The 20,319-nt window shown below is 58.8% G+C and carries 21 protein-coding genes, 1 tRNA gene and 1 riboswitch; of the genes, 9 read left to right on the top strand and 13 right to left on the bottom strand.

The annotated features are described in order from the left end of the window. Nucleotides 1–39: 39 nt before the first annotated feature. Together ASD50_RS11780 and ASD50_RS11775 are read right to left on the bottom strand one after the other, a co-directional pair. Complete coding sequence (locus ASD50_RS11780) at nt 40–408, bottom strand: hypothetical protein (RefSeq protein WP_056240984.1); 369 nt, start codon at nt 406–408, stop codon at nt 40–42. A gap of 112 nt (nt 409–520) precedes the next feature. Beyond that, nucleotides 521–1,939 carry an aromatic ring-hydroxylating dioxygenase subunit alpha gene (locus ASD50_RS11775; protein WP_056241513.1) on the bottom strand — a complete coding sequence of 473 codons (1,419 nt, stop codon included), beginning with the start codon at nt 1,937–1,939 and terminating at the stop codon, nt 521–523. Nucleotides 1,940–2,381: 442 nt separating this feature from the next. On the opposite strand from ASD50_RS11775, the gene ASD50_RS11770 reads away from it, so the two are divergent. From ASD50_RS11770 to ASD50_RS11750, 5 genes are all read left to right on the top strand, one after another. Continuing rightward, nucleotides 2,382–3,398, top strand: a complete 1,017-nt coding sequence (locus ASD50_RS11770) for a D-2-hydroxyacid dehydrogenase (RefSeq protein ID WP_056240981.1) — start codon at nt 2,382–2,384, stop codon at nt 3,396–3,398. 10 nt (nt 3,399–3,408) lie between these two features. Next, nucleotides 3,409–4,302 (top strand): 2-hydroxy-3-oxopropionate reductase, encoded by an 894-nt coding sequence (locus ASD50_RS11765; RefSeq protein WP_056240978.1) that lies wholly within the window; start codon nt 3,409–3,411, stop codon nt 4,300–4,302. A 39-nt stretch (nt 4,303–4,341) separates the two neighbouring features. After that, nucleotides 4,342–4,692, top strand: coding sequence for a RidA family protein (locus ASD50_RS11760; protein ID WP_056240973.1), 351 nt, complete (start codon nt 4,342–4,344; stop codon nt 4,690–4,692). Nucleotides 4,693–5,339: 647 nt separating this feature from the next. After that, nucleotides 5,340–6,794 (top strand): glutamine synthetase family protein, encoded by a 1,455-nt coding sequence (locus ASD50_RS11755; protein WP_056240970.1) that lies wholly within the window; start codon nt 5,340–5,342, stop codon nt 6,792–6,794. Between the two features lie 79 nt (nt 6,795–6,873). Next, nucleotides 6,874–7,893: an alpha/beta fold hydrolase gene (locus tag ASD50_RS11750; RefSeq protein WP_056240967.1), complete on the top strand. Its 1,020-nt coding sequence runs from the start codon at nt 6,874–6,876 to the stop codon at nt 7,891–7,893. 24 nt (nt 7,894–7,917) lie between these two features. On the opposite strand, the gene ASD50_RS11745 is transcribed toward ASD50_RS11750, so the two are convergent. From ASD50_RS11745 to ASD50_RS11730, 4 genes are all read right to left on the bottom strand, one after another. Next, on the bottom strand, nt 7,918–8,442 hold the full coding sequence (locus tag ASD50_RS11745; protein ID WP_056240963.1) for an Lrp/AsnC family transcriptional regulator: 525 nt from the start codon (nt 8,440–8,442) through the stop codon (nt 7,918–7,920). 129 nt (nt 8,443–8,571) lie between these two features. After that, a complete protein-coding gene (locus tag ASD50_RS11740; protein WP_056241504.1) occupies nt 8,572–9,636 on the bottom strand; it encodes a quaternary amine ABC transporter ATP-binding protein in 1,065 nt (354 codons plus the stop codon). 86 nt (nt 9,637–9,722) lie between these two features. Then, nucleotides 9,723–10,715 carry a glycine betaine/L-proline ABC transporter substrate-binding protein ProX gene (gene proX, locus ASD50_RS11735; RefSeq protein WP_082549606.1) on the bottom strand — a complete coding sequence of 331 codons (993 nt, stop codon included), beginning with the start codon at nt 10,713–10,715 and terminating at the stop codon, nt 9,723–9,725. After that, a complete protein-coding gene (locus ASD50_RS11730; protein WP_056240960.1) occupies nt 10,702–11,643 on the bottom strand; it encodes an ABC transporter permease in 942 nt (313 codons plus the stop codon). Before ASD50_RS11730 ends, proX begins: the two co-directional genes overlap by 14 nt. Nucleotides 11,644–12,010: 367 nt before the next feature. Between ASD50_RS11730 and ASD50_RS11725 the strand changes: the two genes are divergently transcribed. Continuing rightward, on the top strand, nt 12,011–12,331 hold the full coding sequence (locus ASD50_RS11725; protein WP_056240957.1) for a 2Fe-2S iron-sulfur cluster-binding protein: 321 nt from the start codon (nt 12,011–12,013) through the stop codon (nt 12,329–12,331). 399 nt (nt 12,332–12,730) lie between these two features. On the opposite strand, the gene ASD50_RS11720 is transcribed toward ASD50_RS11725, so the two are convergent. Beyond that, nucleotides 12,731–12,994, bottom strand: a complete 264-nt coding sequence (locus ASD50_RS11720; protein ID WP_056240953.1) for a DUF6460 domain-containing protein — start codon at nt 12,992–12,994, stop codon at nt 12,731–12,733. Nucleotides 12,995–13,110: 116 nt separating this feature from the next. Between ASD50_RS11720 and ASD50_RS11715 the strand changes: the two genes are divergently transcribed. After that, a tRNA-Gly gene (locus ASD50_RS11715) sits at nt 13,111–13,184 on the top strand. A gap of 94 nt (nt 13,185–13,278) precedes the next feature. On the opposite strand, the gene ASD50_RS11710 is transcribed toward ASD50_RS11715, so the two are convergent. The 3 genes from ASD50_RS11710 to ASD50_RS11700 all read right to left on the bottom strand — a co-directional run bounded on the left by ASD50_RS11710 (nt 13,279) and on the right by ASD50_RS11700 (nt 15,995). Next, nucleotides 13,279–14,055 (bottom strand): ABC transporter substrate-binding protein, encoded by a 777-nt coding sequence (locus tag ASD50_RS11710; protein ID WP_056240951.1) that lies wholly within the window; start codon nt 14,053–14,055, stop codon nt 13,279–13,281. A gap of 132 nt (nt 14,056–14,187) precedes the next feature. After that, entirely contained in the window at nt 14,188–14,742 is a 555-nt protein-coding gene (locus tag ASD50_RS11705) for a hypothetical protein (RefSeq protein ID WP_056240949.1), read from the bottom strand. A gap of 158 nt (nt 14,743–14,900) precedes the next feature. Further along, nucleotides 14,901–15,995: a 2'-deoxycytidine 5'-triphosphate deaminase gene (locus ASD50_RS11700; protein ID WP_056240947.1), complete on the bottom strand. Its 1,095-nt coding sequence runs from the start codon at nt 15,993–15,995 to the stop codon at nt 14,901–14,903. An 87-nt stretch (nt 15,996–16,082) separates the two neighbouring features. Next, nucleotides 16,083–16,160, top strand: a riboswitch (SAM riboswitch). Between the two features lie 57 nt (nt 16,161–16,217). On the opposite strand from ASD50_RS11700, the gene ASD50_RS11695 reads away from it, so the two are divergent. Further along, nucleotides 16,218–17,417: an O-succinylhomoserine sulfhydrylase gene (locus ASD50_RS11695; RefSeq protein ID WP_056240943.1), complete on the top strand. Its 1,200-nt coding sequence runs from the start codon at nt 16,218–16,220 to the stop codon at nt 17,415–17,417. Here ASD50_RS11695 and ASD50_RS11690 read toward each other — a convergent pair. After that, on the bottom strand, nt 17,414–17,725 hold the full coding sequence (locus ASD50_RS11690; RefSeq protein ID WP_056241499.1) for an MmcQ/YjbR family DNA-binding protein: 312 nt from the start codon (nt 17,723–17,725) through the stop codon (nt 17,414–17,416). The two genes, ASD50_RS11695 and ASD50_RS11690, sit on opposite strands and share 4 nt — an antisense overlap. 123 nt (nt 17,726–17,848) lie before the next feature. On the opposite strand from ASD50_RS11690, the gene apaG reads away from it, so the two are divergent. Continuing rightward, entirely contained in the window at nt 17,849–18,241 is a 393-nt protein-coding gene (gene apaG, locus ASD50_RS11685; protein ID WP_056240940.1) for a Co2+/Mg2+ efflux protein ApaG, read from the top strand. Between the two features lie 37 nt (nt 18,242–18,278). On the opposite strand, the gene ASD50_RS11680 is transcribed toward apaG, so the two are convergent. Both ASD50_RS11680 and argF read right to left on the bottom strand, forming a co-directional pair. Then, nucleotides 18,279–19,280 carry an Hsp33 family molecular chaperone gene (locus ASD50_RS11680; RefSeq protein ID WP_056240937.1) on the bottom strand — a complete coding sequence of 334 codons (1,002 nt, stop codon included), beginning with the start codon at nt 19,278–19,280 and terminating at the stop codon, nt 18,279–18,281. A 116-nt stretch (nt 19,281–19,396) separates the two neighbouring features. Beyond that, nucleotides 19,397–20,308, bottom strand: coding sequence for an ornithine carbamoyltransferase (gene argF, locus ASD50_RS11675; RefSeq protein ID WP_056240934.1), 912 nt, complete (start codon nt 20,306–20,308; stop codon nt 19,397–19,399). Nucleotides 20,309–20,319 lie beyond the last annotated feature (11 nt).

Below are 20,319 nucleotides of genomic sequence, written 5' to 3'. Positions count from 1 at the left end.
GATGCAGCGCGTTTCAAATTTCCCTCGGGCGATGCCACATCACGGCAGTCTCGAGAAATAGGCAATCTTTTCCGAGATCACGCCGTGGTCGCCGAAATAGATCAGGGCCGAGCCCTGGAAGTCGGTTCCGGTTGCCTGCCACCAGCACCACGCCTTGTGGGGAACAGAGTTCTCAGTGATGACGACATCGGTGTAGGTCAAAAAGGGTTCACCCGAAGCTGGTCCCTTCCCATCGTCGACCGCGGACCGGAAGTCTTCGAAGAAGCGCAGGAAATCCTTGCGCGAAATCCTTCCGGTATTCGGATCGTCGTAGAAGAATTCAGGCGCCGTGGCGCCAAGACTCATGTTGCCGTCACCAAGACGCCAGCCTTCGAGATATGTATCAATATGATGGCGCGCTTTCGTCATGCTTCACCCGGTGGCCGGTGCCGATTGCACGGAACCGGCGGCGCATCGCGAAGCCGGCGGCGAGTAGGCGCCGCTGGCCTTCAAGGTCATCCGCCGGCATTGGAGCTGCCGGCTATGCCTGCCGCCTTTCACCCCGAGCCTTAGCAGGCTCAAGCGAGACGCCGTTTACTTCTATTTCCTTCAGCTCTGCGATGATCGAGGAGTCACGGGTGGCATCAGATGAGGCTTCGTGCCGGAATTCCATATCCATGACCTGCTCGCCGATCTTCATCAGATAGGCCCGGTCATCAATTCCATTCTGCGGCGGCAGGTGAAGGACCGTGTCCTGGCCATAAGTGCGGACCGCGTGCGATCCGGCGCTCAAAGGTTGCGGCGGCTCCTTCCCTTCCGTTGCCAGATCGCGGATCTGGCGACGGACCCGGCGACGATAGAGCGAAATACCGCGATCGGTCGGCATCAGATTTTCGCCCTTGTGGGTCGAGATCGGCCCCATTCCTTCAACCGCTTCGGAATCGGCTGGACGCCGCTGCTTTTCCTCGGGGCTGCGTTCGAAGCGCTCGCCCTGCTCGATCAATTCGCAGCCTTCCTGCGTGTTGTATTGGTGGGGGTCGCCCCTGTCGCCGAAGTTGGCCCATGCATAAACGATCGAATGCTCGTCATCGACAGGCACGACCCAGCGCGTGAAACAGGAGCGCCCGAAATAGCGGGGCTCGGTGCCGTCGGCGGCGAACGCCGAGCCGGCCTGAGTGAAATTCGGCAATACGAGTTCATTCACGCGAACCCAGGCGTTGTCGCCTACCCGCCGCGTGCTGGAACCGAGGAACTGGTTTTCATGCCGCTCGTAGAACTTGAGCTCGCCGAGTTCGGCCATGCCTTCGGAGAATTGCGGGTGGCTGTTTTGGCTATGCAGGAACGAGGTGTGCACAGGGTCCATGATCGCATCGAGCACCTGGACCCAATTGCAGTTGTATGGAGCCTTGTAGGGGCGGTTGACCATGTCCTCGATCAGGAATATGTCGTAGACCGGAAAGGGCGGCATCTTGTCGATCGGCCCCATATAGGCAAACACGATCCCGTTATATTCATGAACGGGATATGCGCCGAGGCGCGTACGTTCCCGCACCATCCTGGCCGGTTCCGCGTCTTCCGCCTCCCCAGGCGTCTCGAGAATCTCGCCGTCCGCGGCAAACAGCCAGCCGTGATAGCAACAGCGGATGCCGTTGTCCTCGCAACGGCCGTATTCAAGCGATGCCCGGCGGTGCGGACAATATTTGTGGACCAGGCCGACCTTGTCTCCGCCATAGCGGAAAACCACCAGTTCCTCGCCGAGAATCTTGATCGCCCGCGGCAGATCGCCGAGTTCGCTGGTGAGATAGATCGGGTGCCAGAAGCGGCGCATATATTCGCCGCATGGCGTGCCTGGCCCGACACGCGCAATCTCTTCGTCGATCGCCGATGGATGCGCCTGCTGATAACCCCGAAAATTTGCGGATGCCGGCTCAGCGGATACGTTTTCAGATGCTTGCTTCATCGTTCTGACCTCAAGTGGTGTGGGGCCGGCGTCGGCGCCAAGCTTCAATACGATGCCATATTGAACTAATTATTTCGCACGTCAATGCGCATTTTTTTGCGCTTTACAAAATTTGAATGTTTATTTTTATGATTTGCGTATAAAATCTTTTCGCATCTGCCCCGTGGCGCGATTTTCGGTGAAACAAGGCGGCAGAAGATTTTCCCCTCGGGACTTTCACGAGAGTGTTTTGCCTTTATTGCTGTTTGCGTATCAAAATCGTGTTGACATGCTGATTTACGTTATCATATTTACAAAAAGTATGAATTTCGTAAAATGAAAATGCAACGGTTTTGGTGAACCGAAACCCTCCAGCGGTGTTGCGCACCACCCAGCCAAGCCAGATGGCAGATTGCCCGTCCGGGCAATGCCTCCAGAGCTCTAAACAGAAGCGGATTTCAAAATGGGTATCAAGGTACACGTCAAGAACAACCGCTGGCGCGAGGGGTCGTTTCCAAATACGGACGAGGGCGAGCGCGTTTTCAGCATCACGCGCGAGCGGTTTGAAGATGCGGCAAGGGGCTTTCCCAATCTCGCCGGAAAGCTGGACGTCACCATCGACTGGGACACCGACAATTTTGCCGGCTCGATGCGCTCGGCCGACGTGCTCCTGGCCTGGGACTTTCCGACGAAGGATTTGCGGAACGTGGCTCCAAAGCTCAAGTGGATCCACATCATCGCTGCGGGCGTCGAACATCTTTGTCCGATGTCGTGGTTGCCCGAAGGGGTAACCCTGACCAACAACAAGGGCGTTCATGCGTCAAAAGCCGGCGAGTTCGGCCTTATGAGCGTGCTGATGCTGCACTCTCATATTCCAGCAATCGTCACCAATCAAAGGGCGGCGAATTTCGTCTCTCTCTACGCCAGCCCCATCGCCGGCAAGACGCTTGTTGTCATAGGGACCGGCAGCCTGGGAGGTTCGGCAGCCAAGCAGGTATCCCGGCTGGGCGTCAACGTGATTGGAGTGAACCGTCATGGCCGCCCGGTTGACGGCTGCAACAAGGTCGTGACGACGGCCGAGTTGGACACTGTTCTTCCACAAGCAGATTACGTCCTTGCCGCGACGCCAGACACTCCCGAGACGCGCGGCCTTCTCGACCGCCGCCGTCTCGGGTTGCTGAAGCCGTCAGCCGGGATAATCAATATCGGCCGTCAGAGCGTCATGGACTACGACGCCCTGTGCGACATGCTCGATCAAGGCAGGCTGGCAGGCGCAATTCTGGATGTCTTTGACCCGGAACCGATCTCACCGGGCTCTCGGCTGTGGAACACCAGGAACCTGATCGTCACGCCGCATGTGTCGGCCGATGACGGCGACGCTTACGTTGCGATGACGCTTGATCTGTTTTTCCGCAACATGGAACGCTTCCTTGATGGCCGGCCTCTGATGAACCCGATCCAGCCCGACATTGGCTATTAGGAGAACCGCCATGAAAATTGGCTTCATTGGGCTTGGCGTAATGGGCGCACCGATGGCGTCGCATCTGGCGAATGCGGGGCATTCGATTGTAACGACGCTCAACAGATCCCCGTTGCCGGCATGCCTCGAACAGCACCACCTCGAGATTGCAGCTACACCGGCTGAAGTCGCCCAGCGCTGCGACGTTGTTATTTTGATGCTGCCCGATACGCCCGATGTCGAAAGGGTGGTTCTGGGACAAAAAGGCCTGATCGAAGGACTAGGTGAGCGGTCGCTTGTGATCGACATGAGCTCCATCAGCCCGATCGCCACGAGAACGATCGCGTCCGCGGTCGAAGCCAAGGGCGCAAGCTACCTTGATGCCCCCGTTTCCGGAGGCGAGGTCGGAGCAAAGGCAGCGACGCTGACTATCATGGTCGGCGGCGGGCAGGCGGCCTACCAAAGAGCCCTCCCCCTGTTCGAATTCATGGGCAAGAACATAACTCTGGTCGGCGAGGAAAACGGCGCTGGCCAGATGTGCAAGGTCGCCAACCAGATCATCGTGGCGCTCAATATCGAGGCCGTCGGCGAAGCCCTGGTGCTGGCTTCGAAGGCTGGCTGCAATCCGGCTGCCGTTCGCAAGACATTGATGGGTGGATTTGCGGCCTCGCGCATCCTCGAAGTCCATGGCGAACGCATGATCAAGCGCACGTTCGACGCGGGCTTCAGGATCAGGCTTCACCAAAAGGACCTTGGACTTGCACTGGAGACCGCTCGAAGCCTGGGTGTTTCACTGCCGAATACCGCGACTTGCCAGGAGCTGTTCAACAGCAGCAAGGCAAGAGGCGATGGGGAACTCGACCATTCCGCGCTTGTCCGCTCGCTCGAGGTCATGTCGGCGCACGAGATCGGTTCCCAGGCATAAAGCCCGTCCAATCATCAAATCCAGCATGTGAGGTGCACCATGCAGATAACGCGTCACGGCTCCAACCGGCGGACCAGCCAAGCCGTCATCGATGGACATACCATTTACCTGGCAGGGCAGATCGCCAACAATGTGAAAGGCACTTCGATTGAAGTGCAGACCAAAGAAGCCCTGGCAAATATCGACGAATTGCTGGCGAGCTGCGGCAGCAACAAATCGAAGATACTGCGGATAAGCGTCTATCTGGCCGACCGCGCGGATTTCGAAGGGATGAACGCAGCATGGAGCGCGTGGGTGGACGGCGAGAACCCGCCTGCCCGTGCTACCGTGCAGGCAGCACTTCTCGACCCAGACTGGCGCGTCGAGATGGTTGTCACGGCAAGGCTCTAGACCCGACGGCATCTGGCGCCATTGGGTTCCGCGAACAGTGCGGAATTGCCGGTGGCAAGGCCGGTTCGCCTTCGTCCAGCATGATGGAAATGGCGTGAGCAACCTATGAAATCCTGCGGCCGCCAATGGCCGCAGATGTTGCTTCATATCTCTCAAACGGCGGCAGCTTGAATAGCGCTGCCCCGCTGTGCCAGCGCTCGCCGTTCAGACCTCGATCGGATTCCTGACTGGCTTGTGGGCAACGGGCTTGAAAAGCCCTGCTGCTCCGAAGCTGGTTCTCGTCCACCGCAATCGACATGCGTCGATGCCTGCCCGGGCTTGATCCGGGAAGACGGTGTACGGCGAATCCAGTTGCACCGCATCCATCCCACATCAGGCCCAAGCGGGCCCGCATTCACCTGGCGACGTCAGGTTGTTCCAGCCGTGGAGCCCGTCATCGCAATTTCGCGAAACTGATAAATGCGTATCAATACGAAAAATAACTTCGCATTTCATATTTACTGGATTGAATTATACGTATAGCGTATGCATTGTTGAATGGCATTGGCGGAAACGCAACCGTGACCGATTAAATTGAGCCATCCGCATCACGCCATGCAGACACAGATTGTTTTTGTCCCCGGCGGGGAGCGATTGAGGAGAGACAAGTGCTGACTAAGGCCGAAAATACAAATCCCGCGGTGCCGCGTTACGCCGAAACATTTCAGGACGCACTGCCCAGCGCCGAGAAAGTCGCGCAGGTAAGAAAACGGCTGGAGGACGCAGGCGTCAAATACGTGCTGTCGTGCTGGATCGATCTCTTTGGCATTCCAAAGACCAAGCCGGTGCCGATGAGCGACTTCGAGGCGCTCTGCGCGGGCAAGGGGCCGCAGTTTGCGGTCCACTCGATTTCATTCGTTCCAGAACTGACGGCAGCCGATTCCGACCAGGTGATGGTGCCGGACCTGGACGCGGTCTATGTGTGCCCATGGGACCCGACGATGGCCGTCATCTTTGCCGACCTGTTCTGGGAGGACAAGCCTTACAATGTCTGCTCACGCCAGGTTTTGAAACGCGCAATTCGCGATGCCGCCAAAGCGGGCTATGTCGGTTACGCCGGCATCGAACCAGAATTCATCGTGATGCGCTGGGACGACAAGGGGCAGCCCGTAAAGGCATTCGATAACGACCCACGCAGCACGACGGGCCTTCGGCCACGCCGTCAGGCATTCGGCTATGACGTGGAATACTCCATCGACTCGATGCCTTTCCTGAAGGACATGATCGACATTCTCGAGGGACTCGGCTGGAACCTGCACGACGTCGTCGCCGAGGGCGCCTATTCCCAGTTTGAACTTGATTTCCACTACACCCACCTGCTGGAAATGGCCGATCGGCTCGTGTTCCTTCGCATTGTCTTGAAGGAAGTGGCCAAGAAGCACGGCATGTTCGTGACCTTCATGCCGAAGCCCACGACCGGCGACTGGCGCTCCGGCGCGCACATCAACTTTTCACTGCGCTCGCTTGCCGAGCCGGACAGGAACCTGTTCCAGGATGGAAATGGCGACTGGTCCGACGAGTCCCGTTATGCGGTGGGCGGATTGCTGGCGCATGCTGAAGCGATCACGGCAATCACATGCCCGACGGTCAACTCGTACAATGGCCTGGTGCCACGCGTCGGCGGCTTCGAGGGCGGAACGGTGACCTGGGCGCCGACCAACATCACCTACGGTTTCAACAATCGGTCGGCGCAGTTCCGCCTGCCGCAGAGCCGCTACTGCATCGAGAACCGCGCTGCGGACATGTGCATGAATGTCTATCTCTCGCTCGGCGTTACGCTCGCTGCGACCGTCGAGGGAATTTCCAACAAGATCGACCCCGGCAAGCCGACGGACCGCGACCTCTATGCGATGACGCCGGATGAAATAAAGAAAGCCGGAATCCGCCGGCTGCCGCGGAACCTCATGGAGGCGACGTCCTGGCTCTCCGAAGACAAGCTGATGGCCAAGGTTCTGGGCCCCACCATGCTGAAATCCTACATCGCCTACAAGTCGGACGAATGGGAGCGCTACCACCAGACCGTCACGGACTGGGAAGTGAAGGAATATCTGCGGCTTTACTAAGGGTCGATCATGTTGGCGTCGGCGCAGCTTCCCGCAGCGCCGACGCCAACGAATTTCGCGAGCTTCGACGGAGACCTTCATGACCCAGCCTGACTACGAGATTTTCGATTTGGGCCGCGTCGAACTGCAATCCGGCGAAGCGCTCATTGACGCAAAGCTCGCTTACAAGACCTATGGCATGCTCAACGCCAAAGGCGACAATGTCGTCGTACTGCCGACGTTCTACACCGGCAGCCACAGGCGAAACGAGGGCTTCTTCGGTCCCGGCCGCGCAATCGACCCGGCAAGGCATTTTGTTGTTTCGGTCAACCTGTTCGGCAACGGCATTTCGACATCGCCGAGCAATGCGTCGCCCTCGCAGCAAGGTCCGGAATTTCCCTGCATCACGCTGTTCGACAATGTTTACTGCCAGCATAGGCTTCTGACCGAACGTCTTGGTGTCAAACGCATCGCGCTGGTTGCCGGGTGGTCGATGGCGGGCTGCCAGGCCTATCAATGGGCGGCGCAGTATCCGGACATGGTGGGCGCGATTGTTCCGTTTTGTGCCTCGGCCAAGACCTCACCGCACAATTTCGTCTTTCTCGAGGGCGTGAAGGCGGCGCTGCTGGCGGATGGCAGCTGGAACAACGGCGCCTACACCTCGCCACCCGTAAACGGCCTCAAGGCGTTTGGCCGGGTCTACGCGGGATGGGCATTTTCGCAGACCTTCTTTCGCGATGGCCTCTACCGCAAGCTGGGCTACGGGACGATCGAGGATCTTCTGTCGGATTGGGGTGAGGACCACGCCAAGAACTGGGACGCGAACAACCTGCTTGCGAAACTGTGGACGTGGCAGAAGGGCGACATCAGCGCGAATTCAACCTATCTCGGCGATTTCGAGAAGGCGTTGCGAAGCATCCCGGCGCGCGCCATTCTCGTCCCTTGCACGCAGGATCTGTACTTCCCGCCCGCCGACAACGAGATCGAGGCCCGGCATATGGTGAACGCGCAACTGCGCCCGTTCGATTCACCGTTCGGGCATTGCGTGGCCAACCCCGGCAACGATCGGGAATTCGAGCGCTTCCTCGACCAATGCATTCGCGACGCGATGGCCGCATAACGAAGCTGGAATACAGGTTTATCGCTAGTTGAAGTCTCGCTTGAGAAGAAACTGGTTCTTGTACATCACAAGACCAGTCATGATTTCAATCGAGGAAATGTCCGATTCACTGTAGCAGTGCACCGTCAGGAAATTGGTCAGATCGTCGTAAGAATCAAACACGACCTCGACCAGGAGATCGTAGCGGCCGCTGACCCAGAGCGCGTACACCACCTCGGGATGCACGCCAAGCCGTTCCGCCACTTTCGCCGGCGACCAGCCTGGCGCCACCTTGATGCCGAGCATGGCGTCGGTCCGGTATTGCATTGCCGTCGGATCGACGACGGCGACAATGGTCAAAACGCCTGCTTCCTTCATCCAGGCGACGCGGTTGCGCACCGTGCCTTCGGAGACATCCAGAATTTCGGCGATCGAGCGGAAACTCATTCGCCCGTCGCTTTGCAAGTGCCTGATGATCTGTTGATTCAAAGCATCGTAAGGTGATGCTCGCGAAGCTCCAGACTGCCGGTCTGCATCTTCGTCATCGAGCGAATTGACTACATTGGTCATTTCGAAAAAGCCTATCTCAGATGTGTATTGGCATTACCCAGGAAAGTGGTCGACATAGGATTGTGGGTTGTCCACGGTGTCGCCCGCTTCGAACATCAACCGGCAGATCGCGCATCTGGCGTTGCCTCATCATGAACGCATGCCGTTAAGCAAATCCGTAACCGTGATCACCCCGATAGGACTGCTATGCGAATCGACTACCACGATAGGGTCGTAATTCGAAGCGTTCACCTTCAACTTGATAAGACTATCGAGGTCAGTGTTCTCCGTAACGCTTGAATAACGTTCGAGGTTCGCGCCGCGACGTCCATGCGTCCCGCGGTACTGATCTATTCCGCACATCAGGGAATGAGCTCGAACGAACTTCAGCTTCGAGATACCGTGGACGAAATCACGAACATAGTCGTCCTTCGGATTCGTCACGATCTCCTCGGGCGTGCCGATCTGAACGAAACGCCCCTCTTTCATGATCGCAATGCGGTCCCCGATGCGAATTGCTTCGTCCAGGTCGTGGGTGATGAACAATGCCGTCTTGTTCAGTGTTTTCCAGATACGCAAAAACTCGTCCTGGAGCTGGCGGCGGATGAGCGGGTCGAGCGCGCTAAAGGGCTCGTCCATCAGTATCAGTTCAGGATCGGTCGCGAGCGCGCGAGCCAGGCCCACCCGCTGCTGCATTCCACCCGACAGTTCCGACGGGTAGCGATCCGCCCATTGCCCAAGGTGCACCAGTTCGAGCTTTTCCTGGGCGATGGCCAGCCTTTCGGCGCGCTTGACCTTGCGCACTTCCAAACCGAAAGCGACGTTGTCGCGTACGTTCCAGTGCGAGAACAGGCCCGTGTTCTGGAACACCATGCTGATCTTTTCGGCGCGAAGACGCCTGAGTTCTTTTTGAGAAGCCGCTCCTATGTCCTGGTCCCCGATCAAGACCTGCCCCGCCGTGGGCTCAACCAAACGGTTCACATGCCGGATGAGGGTAGACTTGCCGCTACCCGATAGCCCCATGATGCAAAGGATTTCACCCGGATAGACGTCGAAACTGACACCCGCGACGCCGGCTATTGCGTGAAATCTCTCCAAGACCTCCGCCCTCGCCAGATTGTCCCGCTTGAGCGCCTCCATCGCCTCGGCAGGATTTGGCCCAAAGATTTTCCAGATATCGCGGCACCTAACCACGGGTTTCGCATCGGCTTTCATCGTCATCCTTCAAGGCTTTTGACTGGGCGCCAGCGCCGGCCCGTTGAAATCATACGAGCGGCGCCGGCGCCATGAACAGTGTGCGTTTACTTGGCCGCCCGCGCTTCCTCGATCCAGCCATCAAACTGCGCTTGATTTGCAGCAATCCACGTCTCGGCATGACGGCGAATATCGGCAGCGGATTTCTCCCCGTCATTTATCTGCAGATTTTCCTTGTTCACTTCTTCGATGGGAACCGTGACCAGTTCGAACCACCGCTTTGCGATCGGATTGGCCTCGAGGAACTTGTTGTTCGCAATTATCCGGATGTTGTTGACCGAGAATCCCACATTGCGCCCATCGGGCAGCGTCGTGTTGTCCTTGGCGTCATCCGGCAGAGCGGTGAAGGGAACCTCGAGCCATTCGACTTCCGTGCCAGGACGCAGGACCTGCGAAACCCACAGCGGCGTATAGGTGTAGTACAGGACGGGCTCCCCCGCCTTGAAGCGGCTTACGACGTCGGCCGCCATCACCATGAATTGCCCCTGATTGTGCGTAACGGTTTTCCGCAGATCATAGGCATCCATCTGGTGCTCGATCACTTTCTCGCAGCCCCAGCCCGGAGGGCATCCAGCCAGGTCCGCCTTGCCATCGCCGTCGGTGTCAAAGATCTTTGCGATTTCGGGGTCCTTCAATTGCTCAACGTTCTTGATCCCGTATTTCTCCGCGGTTGCCCTGTCGACAAGATAGCCTTGCCCCGCCCCGGAGACCAGCGAGCCGAGCCGGGTCATCGCATCCGTGCCGCCTGCCTTGTCGAAATAGCTGTTTTGCAGCGGCTCCCAATGTACCGCCGTGAAATCGGCATCGCCTTGCCCAACTGCCAAAGTCATCGACGGGATATCGAGGTGGCTTACCGGGTCGACTTTGTAGCCCAGTTTTTCCAGCCCTATGTTGACGATCTCGGTCTGAAACAATCCTTCCAGCAGGCCATCGTCCGCCGGCCTGACCACGCCAAGATCCTGCGCGCTTGCTGTATGAGCGCCCGTGATGGTCAGGAAGGATATGAACGCGCATGCGAGACTGTTCTTAAAGCTTGCCATTTGCTGTCCTTTCTCGGTGAAGTAGGTGTGACTGGAATATCGATCGCAAAAACCCAATGGGGCCACGATGCGTCCATCGGGTCCTGTTTCGCGATTGTTCGGTTATGCTGCTTGTGATCCGGTCGAGTATCATTGCCAGGATGACGATGCCGATGCCGCCAACCGCGGCCAGGCCGACATCCAGGCGGCCGATGCCGCGCAGGACCATTTGCCCTAGCCCTTCGACGGCAATCATCGACGCGTAGACGACCATCGAGAGCGCCATCATGATGGTCTGGTTAACGCCAGCCATGATCGTGTTTGCCGCCAAGGGTATCTGGATACGGAAAAGGATGCGCGATTCCGGCGCCCCGAAGGCCCGAGCAGCCTCTATGGTGTCAGAGGGAACCTCCCGCAGACCGAGATTGGTCAAGCGGATTATCGGCGGCAGCGCAAACACCACCGTCACGATGATGCCCGGCACATTGCCAATGCCGACCAGCATGACCACCGGGACCATGTAGACGAACCCAGGCAAGGTCTGCATGACATCGAGAATGGGCCGCAGGATCGCCTCGACCCGATCGCTCTTGGCGGACCAAATTCCCAGCGGAAGCCCGATCGCAACGGCGAACAGAACCGACGAAAGCACCAAGGCAATCGTGGTCATGGATTCCTGCCACATGCCAAGAAAGCCCATGAGGGTCATGGCAGCCGTGCAGAAAATCGCGGTCCGCAGGGTTGTGAACTGCCAGCAGAAGAAAAACAGCAGAACGAGAAAAATGACCGGGTTAAACGAGATCAGCGACTGCTCGATGGCATCGAGGACCGTTCCAACGGGAACGCGTATCGCGTGAAAGATCGGCCGGTATTCTTTGACGACGTAATCGAGAAACGATTGAATCCAGTCGCCGAGCGGTATGTGGTAAATTTCGAATGGATCGACCATATTGCGCTCCTGTTGACCTTCGGCTGCGTGTTGCCGTCAAAATTTGCGATATTCCAAAGGCACCCGATCCCGTTCGCTGAATGCCGCGCCGAACTCGTCCGGACCACTTCCCCAACCGATTTCTTATCTGGCTTCCCCGGCCATTGTTTTATGCGCCCACGTTTCCGGCGCATTCAAAGTAAAGCCTATATCTACGTAACGCGCAACGAAAATGTGCTGTGATTGCAATATGCGTATCTCTTTTGTGAAATTTATGTTGAAATATCACTTGGAGCGGCTAGGATGATGGTGTGGACGCTCGCATTCCCGTGAACTTCCAAGGGCAGGCGACCAAGCGGCCTGCATAGAAATCCTATTGGTGACAGCAATGGTCGAAATCACATTCATCGAGTTCGATGGCAGCCGGCGGAAATGCGAGGGGCAGCCAAAAATGTCCGTGATGGAGGTGGCGGTTCAAAACCAGGTCGAAGGCATCGACGCCGATTGCGGCGGCGCGTGCGCCTGCGCAACGTGCCACGTCTACGTGGCCGAGCCTTGGATGGAAGTCGTGGGCGATCGCAACCAGATGGAAAACGACATGCTCGAATTTGCTGTCGACGTGCGCGGAAACAGTCGACTGGCTTGCCAGGTCAGGGTTTCCGAAGAGCTCCACGGCCTGGTCGTGACGGTTCCGGAAAAACAATTCTGAAGCATCGGCAAGGACGGATCTCCAGGAATTGCTGGAGTGGAAGCTGCGACATGGAATTTCAAGGAACTATCGAGCTTCCAGATGTGGAGGCGCATCAAGCGGGGAAAGTGGCATGCAAAAGCTGTGTATCCATCGCTACTTGCGATCGGTTAGAACCGCCTTGTACAAAATCCTGCTGGCACGGGCTGGTCGGATTTTAAGCAACGATGCGGTTGAAGAACTTTGTTTTCCGGGAAAGATCGGTCGGTAGAGCCCGGTTCCTGCAGTTGCAAGATTGTCGGCTGTGCAATGTTCACAGCAAATGAGATGCGCTGCAAGTCAGCCTGATCCAGACGCTGCCCCTTGAACGGGCAGCGATGCGAAACGCCTGTATTCTCATGCCGAAGCAGTGCCGAGTTGCTATTTCCTGTAGCTCGCTATGCGCAGCAGGATGAACGCCGGGACGACAATCGCCGCGCCCAAGAGGATATAGCCCAGGAAGCGGTCAATGGCGCGAAAGCCCATGTTCCAGATGTCGAGGAAGAAATTCTGCACGCCACGCAGCACATCGTAGGGCGACCAGCCGAACGTATGCATGACCAGGCCGACGAGAAACGAAACGACCAAAAGCTTGATGATTACCCTGAGCGGCGAGTCACCGAGAAAGCGGGCCAAGGCGGACAAGGCGGTCTCCTTCGATTCCGTTCAGACCCTTGAGATACGTGAGCCGCGACAAAGCTTCAAGCGGCATGGCTTTGCGATTGCCCAAGGCACGGAGCGCATGCTAACGAAAGCGGCGCGCGGGTATGATGTAATGGTAGCTTGTCAGCTTCCCAAGCTGAACGCGAGGGTTCGATTCCCTCTACCCGCTCCAAACCCCATACCAAGATTGCCGTTTGCGGCAAGCGAAGCCAAAGAGGTAGAACCGAGGGCCACGGCCGTGCCGCGCCCCCGGTTGTCACCGTTTCTCAATAGATGTCGAAGTCGAAATACTTCGCCTGGATCGTCTTGTAGGTGCCATCCGCAACGATCGCATCGATGGCGGCGTTGAATTTCTCACGCAGCGCGTTGTCGTCCAGACGCACCGCAATGCCCGCTTCCGTCTCGGTGCCATTGACGTCGCCGATCAACTTGCAGCAGGCTCCGTCGGCGGCGTTCTTCAGCCAATCGACCAGAACGAACTTGTCGGAAATCACCGCATCCAGCCGGCCGTTGATGAGATCCTGAACCGCCTCTTCCTGTGTCGGATAAAGCTTCACGTCTGCTCCCGCCTTGGCGTAGAAATCCTCGGCGTAGATCGACTGTGTCGTGGAAGCCTGCGCTCCGACCGTCTTGCCGGCCATCGAAGCGGGATCGGTTTCGGTCAACGCACTGTCCTTCAAGGCGGCAACCGCCAGCGGCGTGACGTAATACTTGTTGGTGAAGGCGACCTGCTTCTTGCGCTCTTCGGTGATCGACATCGAAGCGACGATCGCATCGAACTTGCCGGCCTGAAGGGCGGGAATGATGCCGTCCCAGTCCTGCGTGACGAATTCGCATTCGGCCTTCATCTGGGCGCAAAGCGCATTGGCGATGTCGACATCGAAGCCAATCAGTTTTCCGTCGGCCGTGATGCTGTTGAACGGCGGGTAAGCGCCTTCCGTGCCGATCTTGATCTTGGTTGCATCCTGAGCCCACGCATATGACCCTGAAACAGCCAGCATCGCTGCTGCAGCAGCGCCCACGATCCATCCGGAAATCCGCATTCTGTCACCCCCTTGGCAAAACCGGCGACGGTGGCCGGCACCGCAGCCAAGCACGGCGCGGTCCGCGAAACAAGGCTGGAGCACGGCTGGCACAGAAGTTACGCCGTGCCAGCACCTCCCATAAGGCTTCCCCTAGTCGGCAACCCGTTTGCAGGTGCTTGCAACGATCCTTGGTGAATTCACCATTTCATAAACGCCGTAGATCGGGCCTGCTCCATTGGCCAACTGGCAAGTCCAGGTGCCGCTCTTGTCAATTCCGGTGTCGTCGCTGGCGACCGTGGAAGCTTCCACCGGGGCTTCGATCTGCCGGCAGTATTCCATCAGATTGTCCAGGTTCGCGGTGAAGGCGGAACTCCAGAAGCCGAAGAAGCCGCCGCCGCCCTGCTTGCACATCCAAGGCTGGAAATCGGCTTCGGCAACATGCTGGGGCTTTTTGGACGAGGTGTCAGGCGTCGCCAGCGACGCGGACTTGGCATCCTGCTGGCGCTTGGCTTCGGCAGCTTGCGCCTTCTCGTCGACACACCCTGTTGGCCCGTTCTTCAACTCACAATTCAAACCGTCGCCCGACTGCGCGCTGGCAGCGGACGCACCCTGATCTGCCGAGGTCGTGGCCCCATTTTTGTTGCCGCAGCCTGGTGTCTGCGAAACACCCAAGACCAACGCCGCCGCAAGCATTACCAGCTTCATACACCCCTCCCCTTCAATTGCCTTGAAAGTTGCCCGAACCCAAAAACGATGAGAATTCGCAGTGCCAGTTATTCAAAAGAAAACGGAGATACGCTTCCGGTACTTGAACTATTGCTTTTCCATTCGACAACCCGGCCGTTGAAGAGCAGTTCCGGTAGTCAGCCTGCCGGGCGAAAATGCTTCGACAGTTTCAGGCCCTGCGCCTGATAGTTGGAGCCGAGATCGGTGCCATAAAGTGCCTTCGGGCGTTTCAGCATGTGCTCGTAAACGAGCCGGCCGACGATCTGGCCGTGGTCGAGAATGAAGGGCACCTCATGGCTGCGCACTTCAAGCACCGCGCGGCTGCCCTTGCCGCCCGCAGCCGAGTGGCCGAAACCGGGATCGAAGAAGCCGGCATAGTGGACGCGGAATTCGCCGACGAGCGGATCGAACGGCGTCATCTCGGCAGCATGGAGCGGCGGCACGTGCACGGCTTCCTGGCTGACGAGGATGTAGAATTCATCCGGGTCGAGCACGAGTTCGCCGGCACCGCGGTTGTAAAGCGGCTCCCAGAAATCGAACACGTCGTGGGCGGCGCGCTTGTCGACATCGACGAGGCCGGTGTGGTGCTTGCCGCGGTAGCCGACGAGGCCGTTCTTATCGCCGGCCAGATCGATGGAGAGCGCTATGCCGCCCCATGATATGTTGGGCGGGTCGGTCGCGACCAGCGTCTCAGCGTCGTGCAGGTCGTGCAGTTCGCTTTCCGACAGCACCGCGTGGCCGATGCGGAAACGAATTTGCGACAGGCGCGAACCGGTACGCGCGACGATCGGGAAGGTGCGCGGACTGACCTCGAGATAAAGCGGGCCGTGGTAACCGGTGGCGATCTTGTCGAATTCGGCGCCGTTATCGGTCATGACGCGGGTGAAGATGTCGAGACGGCCGGTCGAGCTTTTCGGGTTGGCCGAGGCCGAAATATCCGCAGGCAAGGCCAGCGTTTCCAGAAGCGGAACGATATAAACGCATCCCGTTTCCAGCACCGCGCCGGCAGTGAGGTCGATTTCATGCAGCTTGAGGCGGTCGAGCTTGTCAGCGACGCTGTGGTTGGGGCCGGGCAGAAAGCTGGCGCGCACCCGCCACGCCTTTTCACCAAGCCGCAGGTCGAGGCTGGCCGGCTGGATCTGGTCCTTGTCGAGTGCGCGTGGCGTTTTCAGGGCACCGCTGTCAAACAGCGCTGCTATGTCCTGATCGGGGAGAATGCCTGTCTGTCGCAATATCCGCTCCCGCGGCCAACTCGAAGCCACCTACAGACCTCTTAATCACGCGGGTAATTGACGCAAGCGGTGGTGAGGTCTAAAGGGGCTTTATCCCGTGGTGATTTGGCCGGTCGGCTTGCAGCCACGTTAAACAAGTCGCTAAAGGACCGTCGGGCCGCCAGGCCATGTGGACCGGTTGCGACTTTCGCGGCCGGTTTTTTTGTATTTGGGAACGGACCTATGACATCTGACGGCAAGCGCAACTGGAAGCCGCAAACCACGCTCATTCATTCCGGAACGCTGCGATCCCAGTTCGGGGAGATGTCGGAATCGATCTTCCTTACCCAAGGCTACGTCTACGAAACCGCCGAGGCTGCCGAAGCGCGTTTCAAAGGCGAAGACCCCGGCTTCATCTACTCGCGCTACGCCAACCCGACCGTCGACATGTTCGAAAAGCGCATGTGTGCCTTGGAAGGCGCGGAAGACGCCCGCGCCACCGCGTCCGGCATGGCTGCTGTCGCGGCGGCGATCCTGTGCAGCCTGAAGGCCGGCGACCATATCGTCGCGGCGCGCGCGCTGTTCGGCTCCTGCCGCTGGATCATCGAGACGCTTGCGCCAAGCTACGGCATCCAGTCGACGCTGGTCGACGGCACCGACATCAGGAATTGGGAAGAGGCGGTTCGGCCCAACACCAAGCTGTTCTTCCTCGAAAGCCCGACCAACCCGACGCTCGAGGTGATCGATATTGCTGCGGTTTCCGCGCTGGCCAACTCGATCGGTGCCCGCGTGGTGGTGGACAACGTGTTTGCCACGCCATTGCAGCAGCGCCCGCTCGAGCTTGGCGCACATGTCGTGGTCTATTCGGCGACCAAGCATATCGACGGCCAGGGCCGTTGCCTGGGCGGCATCGTGCTTTCCGACAAGGCCTGGATCGACGAAAACCTGCATAACTACTTCCGCCACACCGGCCCCAGCCTGTCGCCGTTCAACGCCTGGACGCTGCTGAAAGGACTGGAAACGCTGCCGATCCGCGTCGCTCAGCAGATGCAGTCGGCAACCCGCATCGCGGACGTGCTGGCCGACCGGCCGGAAATCGAACGCGTCATCTATCCGGGCCGGGCGGACCACCCTCAGGCCGACATCATCAAGAAACAGATGTCGGGCGGCTCGACGCTGATCTGCCTCGACGTGAAGGGCGGCAAGAAGGCCGCTTTCGCGTTCCAGAATGCGCTCGACATCATCCTGATCTCGAACAATCTGGGCGACGCGAAGAGCCTGGTCACCCATCCGGCAACCACCACGCACAAGAACCTGACCGACGAGGCACGCGCTGAAATGGGCATCGGGCCTGGGACGTTGCGGCTATCGGTTGGGCTCGAGCATCTTGACGACCTGCTGCAAGACATCGAGCAGGCACTGGCCAGCGCAAAGGCCGCCTAACGGGCGAGCGTCGACCAGGCCATTTTCATGGCATGATGCAGGGTGGCCTCGTCGGCAATGTCGAGCGCCACCTTGGTCCAGCCCTTCTGGCCCCACGAGCCGTCGACGGGCGAAAAGACCGTGCGGGATGTCTCCATCAGCAGTTTTTGCTGATCGGGCGCGAGTTTCAGCACGGCGCGGCTATCCTTGTCGCGCCATGTCGCAAATATCCGGCCTTTGACCCGAAAGTCGGTCACATCGAAATGACCACCTTCGACCGCACCGGCAAAAGAAAGCGCCATGTCTCGAAACCGGGAACCAGTGACCATCGTAACTGCCTTTGCCCTGATCATGCCGCAAACAAGCTTATCAAGCGATACCGCCACGCTGGGCTGATTTCGAATTGACCAGATGGTGCGACAAGCCGATCCTCAGCCGTCCAGGAGGCGAACATGTACAGCGCCACGACACGCGACATCGAAGTGCGGGTGAGACCGTTCTATATCGAGGACCGGTCGGACCCTTCCGAGAACCGCTATGTCTGGGGCTATCAGGTAACGATCAACAACCAGTCCGAAGAGTTCGTCCAGCTGTTGTCGCGCTACTGGCATATCACCGATGGAACGGGGCGAGTCGAAGAGGTCAGCGGGGCCGGCGTTGTCGGCGACCAGCCGGAACTCAATCCCGGCGACAGCTACCAGTATACATCCGGCTGCCCGCTCTCGACGCCTTCCGGCATCATGGTCGGCCGCTACACCATGCGCAACGCCAAGGGCGACACGTTCGACATCGCCATTCCGGCGTTCTCGCTCGATTTGCCGGGCGTGAAGCGAACCGTGAACTGACGGCCGGAAACGCAAAGGCGCATCCGGCCGATCTCGTCTAGTTTGAACCTGCGAACGCTGCGGGGTCGAAATCATAGGCCGTCGAGCAGAATTCGCATGCGACGCGGATCCGGCCGTCTTCGGTGCTTTCCCGGATTTCCTCAGCGGTAAAGCCGCTCAAAATGCCGTGGATCTTGTCCTGCGAGCAGGAACATTGATCCGCCACTTCAACGGCATCGAACACCCGTACCCCATGCTCATGGAAAAGCCTGAATAGCAGACGTTCCGCGCCAACCGTGGGGTCTATCAACTCCGTCGGCTCCACGGTGGAAAGCAAGGCAAGCGTTTCCTGCCACGCGTTGTCGATCGGTTCGGGAGCAAATTCAGCGCTATCGCCATCACCGCCCGGAATGTCGGCTACGCGCATGCGCTCCGGAGCTTGCGGCAGGAACTGCGCCAGCAGCCCGCCAGCGCGCCACCGCTCACGCCCGCCCGGCTCGACCAGCTTGGCGACAGAGAGCCGCAGGTCGGTCGGGATCTGCTCGGACTGCCGGAAATAGATGCGCGCTGCTTCTTCGAGCGAAGTTCCGTCAAGCTGTACGATGCCCTGGTAGCGTTGCGTGTGAGCGCCCTGGTCGATGGTGAGCGCCAGCACGCCGGCGCCAAGCAGCGTTTCGTCGCTGACTTCGCCTGCCGCCACCAAGGCGTCGAGCCGCTCGGCGTCATAGCGGGCATAGGCGCGCAGAGCGTGCGGTGTGGTGAAATCAGTAACCAGCATATCGACCGGACCATCGGTGCGGGTCTGCAGGATGAACTTGCCTTCGAATTTCAATGACGTGCCCAACAGAACGGTAAGCACGCAGGCTTCGGCAAGCAAGCGGGCAACGGGTTCGGGATAGGCATGGCGCGAAAGAATCGCGTCGAGCATCGGGCCAAGCTGAACGGCGCGGCCACGCACATCGAGCGCATCTATGGCAAAGGGCACGACGTGATCGTCGCCCGCATGGCCAAATTCGCCGAGTTTCGGTTTGTGTTGAGTCAATTGCACGGTTTCCAGCATGACACATCTCCGGCCGCAGACCATCCCCTCGAAAAGAGGGCATGCCTCGGGTGGTCGGTATTTCAGGTGATGCGCCGGAGATAGGCATCACCCTGCCGCGGTTCAAGCGCAGCGGCTCAGGCGCCAAGGCACCAGGCGAGCACGGCCTTTTGCGCGTGCAGCCTGTTTTCGGCTTCATCGAACACCACCGAATGTGGTCCGTCGATCACCTCGTCGGTAACTTCCTCGCCACGATGGGCCGGCAGGCAATGCATGAACAACGCATCCCGCTTGGCCTTTGCCATCAAGGCGGCGTTGACCTGATAGGGCAGGAAGACATTGTGGCCACGCGCCCGGTGTTCCTGTCCCATCGAGACCCAACTGTCGGTGACGATACAGTCGGCTCCGGTCACGGCTTCCTCGGCTGTCTTGCTGAAATTCACCTTGCCGCCGTTTTCGCGCGACCAGTCGACAAATCTCTGCATGGGTTCGCTGCCGGGCGGAACGGCAACGTTGATGGTAAAGCTGAAGCGGGCCGAAGCTTCCATCAGCGAGTGCAGCACATTGTTGCCATCGCCGCTCCAGGCGAAGGTCTTGCCGGAAACCGAACCGCGATGTTCCTCGTAAGTCAGCATATCGGCCATCAATTGGCACGGATGGGTGTCGTCGGTCAGGCCATTGATGACCGGGATCGTCGCGTTTTCGGTCAGTTCGATCAGCCGATCGTGCGAGGTCGTACGGATCATGATCGCATCGACGTAGCGAGAGAGGACCTTTGCCGTGTCGGCTATGGTCTCCGAACGGCCGAGCTGCATTTCGGTGCCCGTCAGCATGATGGTTTCGCCGCCAAGCTGGCGCATGCCGACATCGAAGGACACGCGCGTCCTCGTCGAGGGCTTGTCGAAGATCATCGCCAGGACCTTGCCTTCCAGCGGCTTCGAGCGCTCACCGGCCTTGAGGCGCGCCTTGCGCGCAGCTGCATCGTCCAGAATGGCGCGCAGGTCCTGTCCGGAAATAGCAGACAGGTCGGTAAAATGACGAAGGCTCATCGATGATCTTC

The sequence above is a fragment of the Mesorhizobium sp. Root552 genome (assembly GCF_001427285.1).
GTDB lineage: Bacteria > Pseudomonadota > Alphaproteobacteria > Rhizobiales > Rhizobiaceae > Mesorhizobium.
The sequence above is the reverse complement of the archived record's forward strand: the minus strand, read 5'-3'. Positions and strand labels throughout refer to the sequence as shown.

Coding starts and splice junctions, on each gene's coding strand:
- ASD50_RS11705 (WP_056240949.1), bottom strand. CDS start 14,742: ATGAAGCTGGTAATGCTTGCGGCGGCGTTGGTCTTGGGTGTTTCGCAG.
- ASD50_RS11760 (WP_056240973.1), top strand. CDS start 4,342: ATGCAGATAACGCGTCACGGCTCCAACCGGCGGACCAGCCAAGCCGTC.
- ASD50_RS11775 (WP_056241513.1), bottom strand. CDS start 1,939: ATGAAGCAAGCATCTGAAAACGTATCCGCTGAGCCGGCATCCGCAAAT.
- ASD50_RS11780 (WP_056240984.1), bottom strand. CDS start 408: ATGACGAAAGCGCGCCATCATATTGATACATATCTCGAAGGCTGGCGT.
- ASD50_RS11765 (WP_056240978.1), top strand. CDS start 3,409: ATGAAAATTGGCTTCATTGGGCTTGGCGTAATGGGCGCACCGATGGCG.
- ASD50_RS11745 (WP_056240963.1), bottom strand. CDS start 8,442: ATGACCAATGTAGTCAATTCGCTCGATGACGAAGATGCAGACCGGCAG.
- ASD50_RS11725 (WP_056240957.1), top strand. CDS start 12,011: ATGGTCGAAATCACATTCATCGAGTTCGATGGCAGCCGGCGGAAATGC.
- ASD50_RS11770 (WP_056240981.1), top strand. CDS start 2,382: ATGGGTATCAAGGTACACGTCAAGAACAACCGCTGGCGCGAGGGGTCG.
- proX (WP_082549606.1), bottom strand. CDS start 10,715: ATGGCAAGCTTTAAGAACAGTCTCGCATGCGCGTTCATATCCTTCCTG.
- ASD50_RS11680 (WP_056240937.1), bottom strand. CDS start 19,280: ATGCTGGAAACCGTGCAATTGACTCAACACAAACCGAAACTCGGCGAA.
- ASD50_RS11695 (WP_056240943.1), top strand. CDS start 16,218: ATGACATCTGACGGCAAGCGCAACTGGAAGCCGCAAACCACGCTCATT.
- ASD50_RS11750 (WP_056240967.1), top strand. CDS start 6,874: ATGACCCAGCCTGACTACGAGATTTTCGATTTGGGCCGCGTCGAACTG.
- apaG (WP_056240940.1), top strand. CDS start 17,849: ATGTACAGCGCCACGACACGCGACATCGAAGTGCGGGTGAGACCGTTC.
- argF (WP_056240934.1), bottom strand. CDS start 20,308: ATGAGCCTTCGTCATTTTACCGACCTGTCTGCTATTTCCGGACAGGAC.
- ASD50_RS11710 (WP_056240951.1), bottom strand. CDS start 14,055: ATGCGGATTTCCGGATGGATCGTGGGCGCTGCTGCAGCAGCGATGCTG.
- ASD50_RS11740 (WP_056241504.1), bottom strand. CDS start 9,636: ATGAAAGCCGATGCGAAACCCGTGGTTAGGTGCCGCGATATCTGGAAA.
- ASD50_RS11690 (WP_056241499.1), bottom strand. CDS start 17,725: ATGGTCACTGGTTCCCGGTTTCGAGACATGGCGCTTTCTTTTGCCGGT.
- ASD50_RS11730 (WP_056240960.1), bottom strand. CDS start 11,643: ATGGTCGATCCATTCGAAATTTACCACATACCGCTCGGCGACTGGATT.